General features: G+C 66.6%; 13 protein-coding genes. 9 read left to right on the top strand and 4 right to left on the bottom strand.

Annotated elements, in window-relative coordinates; all coding sequences use genetic code 11:
* Positions 1 to 8: 8 nt before the first annotated feature.
* Together PZ895_RS11000 and PZ895_RS10995 are read right to left on the bottom strand one after the other, a co-directional pair.
* Positions 9 to 215, bottom strand: coding sequence for a hypothetical protein (locus PZ895_RS11000; RefSeq protein WP_345803525.1), 207 nt, complete (start codon positions 213 to 215; stop codon positions 9 to 11).
* Positions 216 to 309: 94 nt separating this feature from the next.
* Complete coding sequence (locus tag PZ895_RS10995; protein WP_275839049.1) at positions 310 to 1,233, bottom strand: recombinase family protein; 924 nt, start codon at positions 1,231 to 1,233, stop codon at positions 310 to 312.
* A gap of 283 nt (positions 1,234 to 1,516) precedes the next feature.
* Between PZ895_RS10995 and PZ895_RS10990 the strand changes: the two genes are divergently transcribed.
* Complete coding sequence (locus PZ895_RS10990) at positions 1,517 to 2,623, top strand: RHE_PE00001 family protein (protein WP_186397944.1); 1,107 nt, start codon at positions 1,517 to 1,519, stop codon at positions 2,621 to 2,623.
* Between the two features lie 255 nt (positions 2,624 to 2,878).
* Here PZ895_RS10990 and PZ895_RS10985 read toward each other — a convergent pair whose 3' ends face one another.
* The gene (locus tag PZ895_RS10985; RefSeq protein WP_174033600.1) at positions 2,879 to 4,237 is read right to left on the bottom strand and encodes an ATP-binding protein; all 1,359 of its coding nucleotides are present in this window, start codon (positions 4,235 to 4,237) and stop codon (positions 2,879 to 2,881) included.
* On the bottom strand, positions 4,234 to 4,893 hold the full coding sequence (locus tag PZ895_RS10980) for a response regulator transcription factor (protein WP_174033602.1): 660 nt from the start codon (positions 4,891 to 4,893) through the stop codon (positions 4,234 to 4,236). Before PZ895_RS10980 ends, PZ895_RS10985 begins: the two co-directional genes overlap by 4 nt.
* 144 nt (positions 4,894 to 5,037) lie before the next feature.
* Between PZ895_RS10980 and PZ895_RS10975 the strand changes: the two genes are divergently transcribed.
* From PZ895_RS10975 to PZ895_RS10940, 8 genes are all read left to right on the top strand, one after another.
* Positions 5,038 to 5,355: a PepSY domain-containing protein gene (locus PZ895_RS10975; RefSeq protein WP_174033604.1), complete on the top strand. Its 318-nt coding sequence runs from the start codon at positions 5,038 to 5,040 to the stop codon at positions 5,353 to 5,355.
* Positions 5,348 to 6,670 (top strand): ferredoxin reductase family protein, encoded by a 1,323-nt coding sequence (locus tag PZ895_RS10970; RefSeq protein ID WP_208985163.1) that lies wholly within the window; start codon positions 5,348 to 5,350, stop codon positions 6,668 to 6,670. Before PZ895_RS10975 ends, PZ895_RS10970 begins: the two co-directional genes overlap by 8 nt.
* Before the next feature lie 180 nt (positions 6,671 to 6,850).
* A complete protein-coding gene (locus tag PZ895_RS10965) occupies positions 6,851 to 7,222 on the top strand; it encodes a hypothetical protein (protein WP_186397946.1) in 372 nt (123 codons plus the stop codon).
* Between the two features lie 37 nt (positions 7,223 to 7,259).
* Positions 7,260 to 7,730 (top strand): DUF2271 domain-containing protein, encoded by a 471-nt coding sequence (locus PZ895_RS10960; protein ID WP_174033608.1) that lies wholly within the window; start codon positions 7,260 to 7,262, stop codon positions 7,728 to 7,730.
* A gap of 11 nt (positions 7,731 to 7,741) precedes the next feature.
* Positions 7,742 to 9,949, top strand: a complete 2,208-nt coding sequence (locus PZ895_RS10955; RefSeq protein WP_275839048.1) for a PepSY domain-containing protein — start codon at positions 7,742 to 7,744, stop codon at positions 9,947 to 9,949.
* Positions 9,930 to 10,910 (top strand): FAD:protein FMN transferase, encoded by a 981-nt coding sequence (locus PZ895_RS10950; protein WP_174033612.1) that lies wholly within the window; start codon positions 9,930 to 9,932, stop codon positions 10,908 to 10,910. The genes PZ895_RS10955 and PZ895_RS10950 overlap by 20 nt, the downstream gene beginning before the upstream one ends.
* A gap of 5 nt (positions 10,911 to 10,915) precedes the next feature.
* Positions 10,916 to 12,823, top strand: coding sequence for a heavy metal translocating P-type ATPase (locus PZ895_RS10945; RefSeq protein WP_174033613.1), 1,908 nt, complete (start codon positions 10,916 to 10,918; stop codon positions 12,821 to 12,823).
* Positions 12,820 to 13,521 carry a VIT family protein gene (locus PZ895_RS10940; RefSeq protein WP_174033615.1) on the top strand — a complete coding sequence of 234 codons (702 nt, stop codon included), beginning with the start codon at positions 12,820 to 12,822 and terminating at the stop codon, positions 13,519 to 13,521. The genes PZ895_RS10945 and PZ895_RS10940 overlap by 4 nt, the downstream gene beginning before the upstream one ends.
* Positions 13,522 to 13,545 lie beyond the last annotated feature (24 nt).

Raw genomic sequence — 13,545 nt, 5'->3', positions numbered from 1 at the left:
CACCTCGGTCAGTCGCTGTCGTCGTCGATCAAACCGTCAAAGGTTTCGAGTAGTGCATCGATGATCGCCTGGCCGAGGGCGTTTGCAGCTTCGCCCATCCGGGCATTGTCTCCGCATCGCGCCGCGGAAGCGAGATCCGAACCCTGGTCGGTCAGGATCGACCTGGTTCGCTCGATGGCCCATTGCGCGAAATCGTCTCGGCTGTTGACGGTCATGGCTTCCACTGCTGCGCGCTCCATATTCTGGCTACAATCGAGCCCCGCGAATTGTACTTCGTACGGGCCATAATATCAGTCCTCGGTTGCGTGTTCAGGCCACCTCAAGCAAGCCGCTGCGCTTTGCCCTGTCGATGAGGTTCTTGACGGACGATGGTGCCCATTTCGTACCGCCACGGGGCGTACGCTCATGAAGGCGTTCGAGCTGGTTGGCTATATCGCGCAAGGTCAGCTCCGGATTGGAGGAATGGATGCCCGCCACGAGGGTCATCAGACGATCCTCGGCTGGCCGAGGCGGCGACTTCCTCAGAAGCGACTTGTCGGCCATTCCCTCGCTGACAATCCATTTCACCGCGCGCCGTAAACGCTCGGGAGTCCAATCGAGACCACGTTGCCTGAGAACGCGGGAGATATCGTCCCATGTGTGGTCGGGTCGCATGCGCCGCACAATGGGAAGCCACTGGTTCGCGGATGACTGGAGACGCGCTCCATAGGCTGCCTTTTGCGCGGCCGTCATCTTGGCCAGCGCGTCCGGCCGACGTTCGCGGATCCCTGGATTGCCCGGCATCCGGCCTTTTGCCCTGGCGGCTTTGATGCCTGCCTTGGTCCGCTCGGAGTTGAGAGCCCGCTCCAGCTGGGCCACGGCGCCAAGAATCTGCAGGGAAAACATGCCCTGCGGCGTCGTGGTGTCGATCGGGTCGCTGAGCGACCGGAAATGCGCACCTTTTGCCGTCAGGTCCTCAATGACATCGAGCAGATGGCTTACCGAGCGCGCCAGGCGGTCGAGCCGAACGACGACAAGCGTGTCGCCGGCGTCGATCTCGCGGACAATCTTGGCAAGGGCAGGGCGGGCTCGTGAGGCCCCGGAGCCGTGCTCCCGGACGATTGTCTCACATCCGGCCGACCGCAACTCCATCTCTTGGGCTTCTGTAGCCTGCTCGTCTGTCGAGACTCGCGCATAGCCGATTTGCCGGCCCTGTGGTCGACGGGAGGAGTGGTTGTGCGGTGTTTTGGCCATTTGGAGCGCCTGAGAACCGTATCGGAGACGAAATTACAAACGTAGAAGATACGGATAACCGATCGTTTGTAAACGTCGCTTGAGGGCCTTTCTGACAACCGAACGCTCCAAAAACCCCGGAAAAACAGGCTCTCTCGTCGATCTGAGCGCTGAGTGCCGTGTCCCTTGTTCAATCCTGAAGGCCGCAGCGCTCATTATATATAGAGGCGCCAGAAAATTACCGGTGTGACAGAAGCGAAACGCATGATAGCTTCCGTATCGAATTCGAATCACCGTGTTTTCAATGGCTTATGAAATCGGAAAATTGACCCATGAGACCCTCCTGGGGCCGATCGCGGCCGCGGAGGACGCGCTTGCCCGGCTTGATGAGCGCGTGGCCCGGTCGGAGGTCGGACCGGGCTTTTCTAAGCGGGCAGATTTCTTCGATTCCGTTTCCAGTATGTGGGTCGGCGGCGAACTCGTCCATATCGAGGACCTGGTTCTCCACGATGCACAGATGGACATTCGGGCGCCCAGCCATGAGCTTGTTATTGCGCACCGCATTGTCCGGGCGCGGCGCCGCGTGTCACGGAACGATCCCGGCTGGTCGATTTCCCGGGCGGGGATCATGGCGCTGGCTGGCGTCGCGGAGGAACCTTCCGCCGAAGCCGAACCGGCCGATAGGGGAGGGGAGGGAGTGGAGCTCGACTTAGTCGATCACGATGCACTATCGCCCGAGCTGGCGGAGATCGACGAGGTACTCGCTCGCACCCAATGGCTGGTCAATGGCAATGCGGCTGTCGAACAAAGGAAGCGGGTATCGGAAACAAGCGTCGGAGAGCTGGTCATTCGCGATCCGGATTGGGATGAGGGCGAGCGGATCGGCGAGTGGCTCGATCTGGTCAAGAAGGTTGAAGGGCTTCCGGCCACACTCGCCGCAGCGGTTCTCTGGGATGCATGGGAATATCTCGAACCCCTACAGCGCCAGCACTGGCTCGGGCAGGTGCTCGTTTCGGATTTCCTGCGATCGCGCGGAAAAGTGCGGTCTCACCTGCTGGCCTATGCGGTTGGGCTGCGTGACATACCGCGCGAGCGTCGGCGAGCCCGTGATCGGACGACCAGGCTGATTGCTTACCTCGACGCGATGAACGCAGTTGCCGCCGCCGGAATGAAGGACATCGATCGATTGACACTCGCCAAGCGTCAGCTAGAGCGCCGCGCGATTGGCAAGCGCTCAACGAGCAGTCTCCCTACTGCTATTGATCTTCTCCTTTCGCGGCCAATCGTGTCTGCTCATATGGTTGCAAAAGCCGCGAAGGTCACGCCGCGCGGGGCCTTGAACCTGGTTAGCGAGCTCGGCGTGCGGGAGATGACGGGGCGAGGGCGGTATCGGGCGTGGGGGATCCTGTGACTGGTTTGCGCCCTCCTTCCGGTCGTTGGGTAGTCTCAAATGAATTCCCAAGAACTGCTGGTCCGGTTAGTGCCTCATGTGGATCATTGAGCTTTGGGGTGGCTGCGCGACTGTCGTTTCTGGTTGGGATGGGCGCCGGCGGCCACGGAGCGGAGTCTTCTACTGGAGGGCTCGGCGATCGCGGAGATGATGAGCGACTACGCGGTATTGCGGGAACAGGCGCGGGTGTGCTGATCCTCCGGCACTTGTCGCGGATTACGCGTCGCGCCCGGCGCCGAACCCGGGGCTATCGGTCGGCAAAATGAGTGATGCCTCGAAACCGGAAGATGCACCAGGCCGCGGCGATCTCAGAACGAGAGAGCTTCCGATCCGGTTCGCGATGGCCGCGACGATGGCTAGGCCAAGCCCGCTGCCATCGGTGCTTGCGTTCGCCCGTTCAAAGCGTGCCGTCAGGCGGTCGAGCATCTCGCGCGCCACGACGGGACCATCGTTCGCGACAACAAGGCGGCCGTCCGCAGTCAGCGTCACCTGGACAGCCAAATCTCCGGCTCCGTGCCGAAGGGCGTTTTCGACGAGGTTTCGGCACAGAATCCCGAATGCGTCGGGATCGAGGTCCGACATCACTGGCACGTCGGGCAGGCTCAGAACAATTCGATGTTCAACACTTGTTTTCGCCAGCTCATCGGTCACGACGCGGGCCACGGGGCGCAGATCCGACAGTTGTTCCTGTCGAAGACGCCCGCCTTCAGCCCGGGCAAGCTGCATGAGGCGTTCGGAAAGCCGGGTCAGGCGCTTGAGCATCGCCTCGATTTCGGCGGCCCGCGCTTCGGTGGCCGGCTCCTGTGTCTCCGCCCTCAGCCGCTGCGCCTGAGCGAGGGCGCCGGCCAACGGCGTTCTCAACTCGTGAGCCGCGTTCGCAGCAAAGCTGCGCTCGGCCTCGAACGCCTCGCGCAAGCGGGCCAGAAGGCCGTTGAGCGTCTTGGCCAGAGGACTGATCTCCGTCGGCAGCCCCTCGGCAGGAACCTCCGACAGGTCGCGGGCGCCGCGCGCCTCCAGCCGAGCGCGGAACCGACGCAGCGGATCGAGGCTGAAGCGAACGGCAAGAATGATCACCATCAGCGCGATCGGCAGCATGATGAGCAGCGGCAGGCCGAGGCCCATCTGGATCTCACGCGCGACCGACGCGCGATGGGCCAGCGGCTCGGCCACGGTGATCCGGATCGTGTCCTGAAGCGCTGCGTCGCTGTAGAACCGGTGGGTGGCGGTCTGCCGGAACCCGGGTCCGTCCCAGGGCGGGAATACCGCCGCATCGGCCGCGTGGGATTGCAGCAGGATGCGCCCCTCGGCATCCCGCACGAGGTAGGTGAAGAACTCGTCGTGCTCCCGGATGGGCGCGAGCCGCTGCGTCACGCCCTGATCTTCCCGCCCGACGATATCGGTGACGGCCAGCGGCAGGATCCGTTCCGCAGTCTCTCGCAGAGCGCTGTCGAAGACCTCGTCCAGCTCGCCCCTGACGATGACGGCCGTCACCGTCGCCGCGACCAGCCACAACACCGTTAGCGCCAGGCCGAGCGACAGGCCGAGTCGGCCCTGAAGGCTGGCCGGCCATCTCATGGACGGCCCAGCCTGTAGCCCATGCCGCGCTCGGTCTCGATCACCGTGCTCCCGAGCTTCTTTCGCAGGCGGCTCACATGGACCTCGATGGTGTTGCTCTCCACCTCGGCGTCGAAGGCGTAGAGCTTTTCCTCCAGCTGCGCCTTGGACAGAAGCTGACCGGGGCGCGCGAGAAAGGCTTCGAACAGCGCCCATTCCCTTGCGGTCAGTTGCACCGCCTTGCCGTCGCGATGGACGCTGCGGGCGGAGAGATCGATGTCCAGCGGCCCGTGTGTGACGATGGGGTTCGGGTTGCCGCTGTAGCGTCGAGCGACAGACCCGATCCGCGCGGACAACTCAGCGAGATCGAAGGGCTTCACGAGATAGTCGTCGGCGCCCGCGTTCAGCCCCTCGATCCGGTCCGACACCTGGTCGAGCGCAGTCAGGATGATGACCGGCGTTACGTCTCCGCGCGCGCGCAGGCTCTTCAGGAAGCCGATCCCGCGACCGTCCGGCAGCATGAGGTCGAGCAGGATCAGGTCATAGGCCGTGGTTTTCACAGCGTCGCCGGCCGCATCTAGGCGCATCACCCAATCGACCGACTGCCCATCGGCCGCGATCTGGTCGCGCACCGCAGCCCCCAGCACCGTGTCGTCCTCAATCAGTAGGATGCGCATGCTCGTCCCCGTCCTCTTGCGATGACCCTCCATGATCCGTCTGGCTGACACGAAGCTGAAGCGGCGGGGTACGTCCCTTCAGGCTACCGTCAGCTTCGCCGCGCATGAATTGCGTCACGATGGCCGTAGCGAGGAGTTTGGCCCATGAAGAAGACATTGACAATTCTCGGCTTTCTCGCGGTCCTTCCGGCCGGTGTCGCGCTGGCTGACGACGACTGCTTCGTGCCGATGGCCGACTGGCAGCCGCGCGACGCCGTCGCCCGTCTGGCCGAGGAGAACGGCTGGACGGTGCGCCGGATCAAGATCGACGACGGCTGCTACGAGATTGACGGCCGGGACGCCGGGGGGCGCCCGATCGAGGTGACCGTTCATCCGGCGACGCTGCAGGTGATCGAGTTCGAATACGAGGACGACGAGGGCGATCGGCGCGACCGGGACCGAGAGGGAGGCGACGATGACTGATGCAGTGCATCGCGCCAGTGATGTCCCGGCGCCCGGCTTTCCGACACTGCCCATGATGGGCCCGTTGCTCGTGGCGTTGCCATGCCTGCTGGCCGCACTGCTCGGGTTCAACAGCTATTCGCCCTATGGCGCGGATGCCGCGCTCGGCATTGCCGTTGGGGCCGCGGCGGTCGTCGCAATGGCGCAGACCCTGATCCTCGCCGCACGGCCGCCTCTGGTGGAGCCATTGTTCGGCGGACTCGACCGCATGTACCGGGTCCACAAATGGCTGGGCATCTCCGCGATGGTTCTGATGATTTTGCATCAGCAGATCGAGCCGGACTTCGAGCGGACAGTTCGTGAAACCGGCCTTGGTGAACTGGGTGAGGAGGCGGGCGAGTTCGCCTTCAACGCGCTTCTCGCGCTGATTGCTGTCAGCTGGTTCCGGCGGTTGCCCTTCATCGGGCTGGAAATCCCCTATCAGATCTGGCGGTTCAGCCATCGTTTCATGGGCGCCCTATTTGCCATGGTGGTCTTTCACCAGTTCTTCGTCGACATGCCGACGGGGGTAGATCCATCGCTCTCGATGCTTCTGAACACATTCGGCATCGCCGGAGTGATCGCGTGGATCTATACCGAATTGATCGCCCCACGCCTGCGGCGTCGGGCGTTCACCATCACAGAGATCAGCCAGACCGGGGACACCACCACGGTGACCCTCCGCCCCGAGGGGCGGGCCATGCGGTGGCGGCCGGGGCAATTCGCCTTCGTCCGTGCGCCGGAGGCGGGGCTGTCCGAGCCTCATCCTTTCACGATCGCCAGTGCCCCGCGTCCTGACGGCACATTGGCGTTTTCGGTCCGGGCCCTCGGCGGCTGGACACGGGATCTGCCTCGGGCGCTCCGCGCCGGGACGCGCGTGCAGATCGAGGGCCCCTATGGACGGTTCGACTTCCGCAAGGGTGGTGCGCGCCAGATCTGGCTCGCCGGCGGTATCGGCATCACACCCTTCCTCGCCTGGGCGGAAAGCCTGACCGAGGCGGAGAGGCGCGACATTCACCTCGTCCATTGTGTCCGAACGCAAGAGGACGCGATCGGGGTAGAGACGCTGCGCGCTGCGGTCGCCCGCAACCCGAGGTTCAGTTTCGAGGTGGTCGTCACGACGCGCGATGGCCGGCTCACGGCCGAGCGCCTGATCGGCGCGGCGCCGTTCGCGGTCAAGGATGCCGATCTGTGGTTCTGCGGCCCGACCGGCCTGAAGGACGGGATCCTCAAGGGCCTGAAGGCACAGGGCCAGATGCCGCGGCGGGTCCGCTTCGAGCAGTTCGAATTCGTCTGAGTAAGGGCCTGTCACATCGCCACGCCAGCCGTGTGGCTCTCGCCTGCGCCTTTTGGCCCCGCTCTCACCCGCGGGGCCTTTTCTTCCTGACGGCAAGCTGAAGCGGGAATCGCCGACGCGTCAGGAAGCCCTCAGGTCGGATCTCCAGATTGTCTCCAGCAGACAAAAGGAGACCCTGCCATGAAGAAGACCCTGACACTTCTGGTCGCGTCCACGGCGCTGACCGCCGCGATCGGCGTCCCCGCCTGGAGCGCGATGCAATCCCCGCCCGACGTCCTTCGGTCCGTCGCCGCTCTCTTCGATGACGCCCCGCAAGCGATGCCGCTCGTTCTCGCAAGCGACGATGACGACAACGATGACGACCGTTGGCGGGACGGTTCTCGTCGCGGCCACGACGACGACGATGACGATGACGACGATGACTGCGACGACGACGATGACGACGACGACTGCCGCGGTGGCGCTCGCAATCCAGCGCCCGCCGGCACGGTCGCCCCTCCGCAGAACGGCCTCTTCGGGAACGGCGCTCCGCCGCAGGTTCAGGTGAACTGAACCGCTCTCGAGCTCCTCTCCAAAAAGGATCAACCCGATGAAATCGCTTCTTGCAACGCTCGCGCTCACCACCGCGCTGACGCTCCCCGGCCTCGCCATGGCGAGGCCTGTGACGCTCACCACGACCCTCAACAATTACGGCGGCGACGGGGCCTATCTCGCGCTCTACGTCACCGACACCTCGGGCGCCTATGTCGGCAGTCTCTGGATGGCTGGCGGCAAGTCCAAGTACTACGAGCATCTGAGCGACTGGTACCGAGCCACCGGCGGCGACACTGCGCAGGTCAACGGCATCACCGGCGCCAGCGTCGGCGCGGGCCGCACGCTCGAGATCACGCTCGACCTCGCCGACGCGCTCTTCGACGCGGGCTACACGCTGCACATTGACGCCGCCGTCGAGGACATGCGCGACAGTCCGAACGAGGTGGCGGTGCCGCTCACGACCGATGGCGCGGGCACGCCGGTGAGCGGCCGCCGGTACATCGCCAGCTTCGCCTACGACATGTGAGGATCGGGGCCATGATCCGTGCACTCCATCGCTGGCCGGGTCTTCTGGCCCTCGCGCTCGTCACGATCCTCGCGCTGAGTGGCGCGGCACTGTCGGTCTTCCCTGCGGCCGAACGGCTTGCCGCCCCGCAGCCGGAGACCGGGCTCACGGTCGCCGCCCTCGCGGACCGCATCGAGGCCGTCTATCCGGGCGTCGAGCAAATCCGGCGGTCGCCCTCCGGTCGGATCACTGCCTACTGGTTCGATCAGGGCGCGCCGGGTGCCGCCGTGATCGACCCGGCGACGGGTGAAGGCGTGGCCTCGGCCGACCCGAACCAGGCCGAACGCTGGCTCACCAACCTTCACCGTTCGCTGTTCCTCGGGGACGGCGGGCGCATCGCCACGGCCGCAGGGGCTGCCGCGATGCTGATCCTCTCGCTCTCCGGCGCGGCGCTGGTCGCGCGGCGGGCGGGCGGCTGGCGACACTGGTTCGCGCGCTTGCGCGGACCGCTTGCCGGGCGGCTGCACGTCGAGATCGCCCGGATCGCCGTCGTCGGCTTCGTTCTGTCTTCCACGACCGCCCTCTGGATGACGGCGTCGACCTTCGATCTCCTGCCGGATGGCGGCGCCATCCCGGCCATACCGACCGAGGTCAGTGGAGCGACGGGGTTTGCGCTGGACCGGATGGCCACGCTGCAGCAGACGCCCGTCGCCGAGTTGCGCGAACTGAGCTTTCCCTATCCCGGCGACGCTACGGACGTCTTCACGCTGAAGACCGACCGTGGGACCGGGTATCTCGATCAGGGCACCGGGGCGCTGCTGGCCTGGACTGACCTGACCGGGTGGGAACGCGTTTCGGAAACCATCTACATGCTGCACACCGGACAGGGTGCGGCGACGCTTGGCCTCGTTCTGGGCCTGATGGCGCTCGGCGTCCCGGCCATGGGCGTGACTGGCGTTGTCGTCTGGCTCGCGGGACGGAGGGGGCGGCCGCGCATCCGAAGCAATCAGCCCGCGGGACGTGCCGAGACGATCCTGCTCGTCGGCAGCGAGGGCGGCAGCACCTGGGGATTTGCGGCCACGCTCCACACCGCACTGACGCAAGCCGGGCAGAAGGTGCACACAGCACCGATGTCGGCCTTCGCGCCAGAACGCTACGCTACGGCCCAGCGGATCATCCTGCTCGCCGCAACCTATGGCGACGGCGCGGCGCCCGCCTCGGCGAAGGGCTTTCTCGACCGGCTGAACGCTTCCGACCGGGCGCCGGACATTTCTCTGGCGGTGCTCGGCTTCGGCGACCGCAGCTTTCCGGCCTATTGCGCCTTCGCAAGGGACGTCGCGGCAGCGGCGCAGGCGAAGGGTTGGCCCGAGCTTCTGCCGCTCGACACAATCGACCGGCAATCGCCGCAGGATTTCGCCCGTTGGGGCCGTGCGCTGGGAGACGTTCTCGGCATTGCGCTCGAACTGTCGCATCAGCCGGTTCTGCCGAAAACCGAGACGCTGACCCTCGTATCGCGCCGCGACTACGGCGCTGAGGTGCAGGCCCCGACGGCGATCCTCCGTTTCGCGCTTCCGCACGTCTCACTCTGGCAACGGCTGCGAGGCGACGGCTTCGCGCGGTTCGAGGCCGGTGACCTGATCGGCGTCCTTCCGGAGGGAAGTCTCGTCCCGCGGCTCTACTCGCTCGCCTCCGGACGCCGCGACGGCTTCATCGAGATCGTGGTCAAGAAGCTTCCCGGCGGCCTCTGCTCGGGTCAGCTCACAGCGCTGGAACCTGGCGACACGGTGAGCGCCTTCTTGCGCCCCAACCCCGGCTTCCGTCCGGGCCGAAGCCGGGCGCCCCTGATCCTGATCGGCGCAGGGACCGGCATCGGGCCGCTCGCGGGCTTTGTGCGCGGCAATACGCGCCGCAGGCCGATCCATCTGTTCTTCGGCATGCGCCATCCCGATAGCGATTTCTTCTACGGCGAGGAGTTCCCCGGATGGCAGGACGAAGGGCGTGTAAGCCGGCTGGTCACGGCCGTCTCGCGCGGGGCGCGTCCCCATTACGTCCAGGACGCGCTGCGCAGCGAGGCCACTCAGGTCGCAGAGCTCATCCGCAATGGCGCGCGCGTGATGGTCTGCGGCGGACGGGACATGGCCGCCGGCGTGGCCGAGGCGCTGGCCGAGATCCTCGCGACCTCCGGGCTGACGCCGGCGGTCCTGAAGGCGGAGGGGCGGTATGTCGAAGATGTCTACTGAGCTGACGAGGCACGCCCTGAATGGGGCGACCATGGGCACGCGCTGGTCGGCGCTATTCTTCGCGGAGCCGGACTTCGACCCGGCCCCGATCCGCGCGGCGCTGCAGGCGGCTGTGGACGAGGTGGACGGACAGATGTCGACCTGGAACCCGGGCAGCGACCTGATGCAGCTCAATGCGGCGCCGGTGGGAGAATGGGTGACGGTTCCAGCCCGTCTCGCCGAGGTGCTGCGCCTCGGCCTCGAGATCGGGCGTGCCTCCGGCGGAGCCTTCGATATCGGCATGGGCGATGCGGTGACAGCCTGGGGCTTCGGACCGGAGGCCGCCGCGCCGGATGGCATCCGCGCCGCGATGGAAACCTCGCGCCGCCCGGCACATGAGGTGCTGGAGATGGACGACGCCCGCGTGCGCAAGGCCGCAGTCCTGAAGCTCGACCTCAACGGCATCGCCAAAGGCTATGGCGTCGACCGGCTCGCCGAGACGCTGCGCGATCATTGGATTTCCGATGCCCTCGTCGGGATCGATGGAGAGATGCGTGCAATGGGCCTCCGGCCGGACGGTGAGGCGTGGACCATCGCGGTCGAGGCGCCGGACGCCGAGCGCCGGACGCCGCATTCGATCCTCGCGCTGCAGGATGCCGCCGTCGCCACCTCGGGCGACTACCGTCACTGGGTCGAGGTGCAGGGGCGCCGCCTGTCGCACACAATGGACCCGATGCGGGGAGTGCCGCTGATCGCGTCGCCGGCCTCCGTCACCGTCGTGGCCCGCACCTGTGCCGAGGCCGATGCGTGGGCGACGGCCCTCATGGTGCTTGGGCCGGACAAAGGTGCTGCGCTCGCAAGACGAAGCGGGCTCGACGCCCTGTTTCTCTTGCGCGATGATGATGCCAGCGCACGGGGCGTGGGAGTCGGACGACTATTTTCCGAAGAGCCAGCGGCAATCGCCTCAGCCGAGGGGAGATGAGCCGCATGGAAACGACACGGACCGACCGCTTCAAGACCGCTATCCTGCTCATTGCCGCGACCGGCCTGATTGCGGGACTTGCCTTCTACTTTTCCGGCCGACCCGAAGCAGCGAACCTGATCTGGATCGCCGGCGTCGTTCCCGCGCTCGCTGCACTCGTGGTCGAGATTCTGCGCAGCCTGCGCTCCGGCGAGGTGGGCCTCGATATCGTCGCAGCGCTGTCGATGTCGGCGGCGCTCGTCTTCGGCGAGACCCTCGCCGCGGCGGTGGTCGCGGTGATGTATTCCGGCGGCACATTCCTCGAAGCCTTCGCCGAAGGCCGCGCCCGGCGCGAGATGCACGACCTCCTCTCCCGCGTGCCGCGGACCGCGACCCGCCACCGCAACGGCGGGCTGGAGGAGATCCCGCTCGACCACATCGCGCCCGGCGACCGCCTCCTGATCCGTCAGGGCGACGTGGTGCCGGTGGACGGCACGGTGGCCTCGGAGACGGCCTTCGTCGACACCTCCGCGCTGACGGGCGAGTCCCTGCCAGTGCGCCTCGCCCACGGCGCCGAAGCCATGAGCGGCTCCACAAACGCAGGCGAGGCGTTCGATCTGACGGCGACGAGAGAAGCCAAGGACAGCACTTATGCCGGGATCGTCCGGCTGGTCGAGGAGGCGCAGGCCTCGAAGGCGCCGATGTCGCGGCTGGCCGACCGTTGGTCGCTGGGGTTTCTGGCGGTCACGGTCAGCATTGCCTTCGCTGCATGGTGGTTCACCGGCGACCCGATCCGGGCCGTCGCCGTGCTCGTCGTCGCCACGCCCTGTCCGCTGATCCTGGCCGTGCCTGTGGCGCTGGTGGCCGGGCTGTCGCGTGCCGCGCATTTCGGGGTGCTGATAAAGGGCGCGGGACCGCTCGAGACGATGGCGCGCATCCGAACGCTGATCCTCGACAAGACCGGCACGCTGACGGACGGCCGGCCGCAGATCGTCTCGATTGATAGCCACGACGGGATGGCGGAGGACGACATACTGCGCCTCGCTGCGGCGCTCGACCAGGCGTCCAAGCACCCCGTGGCGCAGGCCATCGTTGCGGCCGCGAAGGCGCGCGGCTTCACGCTGCCGGTTCCGTCGGACGTGGCTGAGATCCCGGGTGAAGGCGTCGTGGGCCATGTCGAGGGCCGGAAGGTCATCGTCGGCGGCGATGCCTTCGTCGCCTCCCGCGTCGGACGGAGGCCCGGCGATCATTCGGCCATTGCCGCCGGGTCGGTCCTCGTCGCGGTCGCGGTCGACGGGCGCATGGCGGGGCATCTCGTGATGTCCGATCCCCTGCGCGACGGCGCGGGCGCCATGCTCGACGGGCTGCGCGGCGAGGGGATCGCGCGAATCCTGCTCGCCACCGGCGACCGCGCCGACGTGGCCGAGCGCGTGACCGAGGGGCTTGGCCTCGACGGGCTGCGCGCCGGGCTCACGCCCGACCAGAAGGTTCTGCTGGTTCTCTCCGAGCGCAAGCGCGGGCCCGTGATGATGGTTGGCGACGGCGTCAACGACGCGCCGGCCCTCGCGGCGGCCGATGTGGGTGTCGCGATGGGCGCACGCGGGGCCGCTGCATCGGCGGAGGCGGCAGACGTCGTGCTGTTGGTCGACCGTATCGACCGGCTCGGGCCGGGGATCGAGATCGCGCGCGGCGCGCGGCGCATCGCTGTTGAAAGCGTTGTCGCCGGGATCGGGCTGTCGGTCATGGGCATGATCGCGGCGGCTTTCGGCTATCTCACTCCGGTGCAGGGTGCGCTCCTGCAGGAGGTCATCGACGTTGCAGTTATCCTGAACGCCCTCCGTGCGCTGCGCATCGCGCCCCATGAACCCACCCCTCCGAAACCAAAGGCTGTCTCCTCCGGGCAGGACGACATCGCGCAAGGAGCCACGCCATGAGCCGCCTCTCGCATTCCGAAATCCACATGGTGCATCGCATCGGCTGGCTGCGGGCCGCCGTTCTCGGCGCCAACGACGGGCTCGTCTCGACGGCAAGCCTCGTGGTCGGCGTCGCCGCGGCAGGATCGGGAAAGCCGGAGGTCCTGATCGCGGGGCTGGCTGGCCTCGTGGCCGGTGCGATGTCCATGGCCGCAGGCGAATACGTCTCGGTCAGTTCGCAGACTGATGCGGAACAAGCCGATCTTGCCCGCGAGACCCGCGAGCTGGCGGAAACGCCTGAGGCAGAGCTCGAGGAGCTCACCCGGATCTACGTAGAACGGGGGCTGGATCGCGACCTGGCGGAAAAGGTGGCCCACCAGCTGACCGAACGCGACGCGCTCGGATCGCATGCCCGCGACGAACTCGGCATCTCCGAGACCGTGACGGCACGCCCGATCCAGGCGGCGCTGGTCTCAGCTCTCACATTCGCCGTGGGTGCGGTCGTTCCGCTGATCGTCGTTCTATTGGCGCCTGAAACGTCGATTGCGCTGTTCGTGGCGGCATTGACGATCGTCGGCCTCGCGGTCCTCGGCGGTCTGGGCGCATCCGCCGGCGGCGCTGGTATCATTCGGGGCGCTGCGCGGGTCACCCTCTGGGGCGCTCTCGCAATGGCTGCGACAGCAGCGGTAGGAGCGTTGTTTGGCGTCACGGTTGGGTAGCAAGTATTGGGTTTCTGGGTGGAG

The sequence above is a fragment of the Mesorhizobium sp. YIM 152430 genome (assembly GCF_029210365.1).
Classification (GTDB): domain Bacteria; phylum Pseudomonadota; class Alphaproteobacteria; order Rhizobiales; family Rhizobiaceae; genus Aliihoeflea.
The sequence above is the reverse complement of the archived record's forward strand: the minus strand, read 5'-3'. Positions and strand labels throughout refer to the sequence as shown.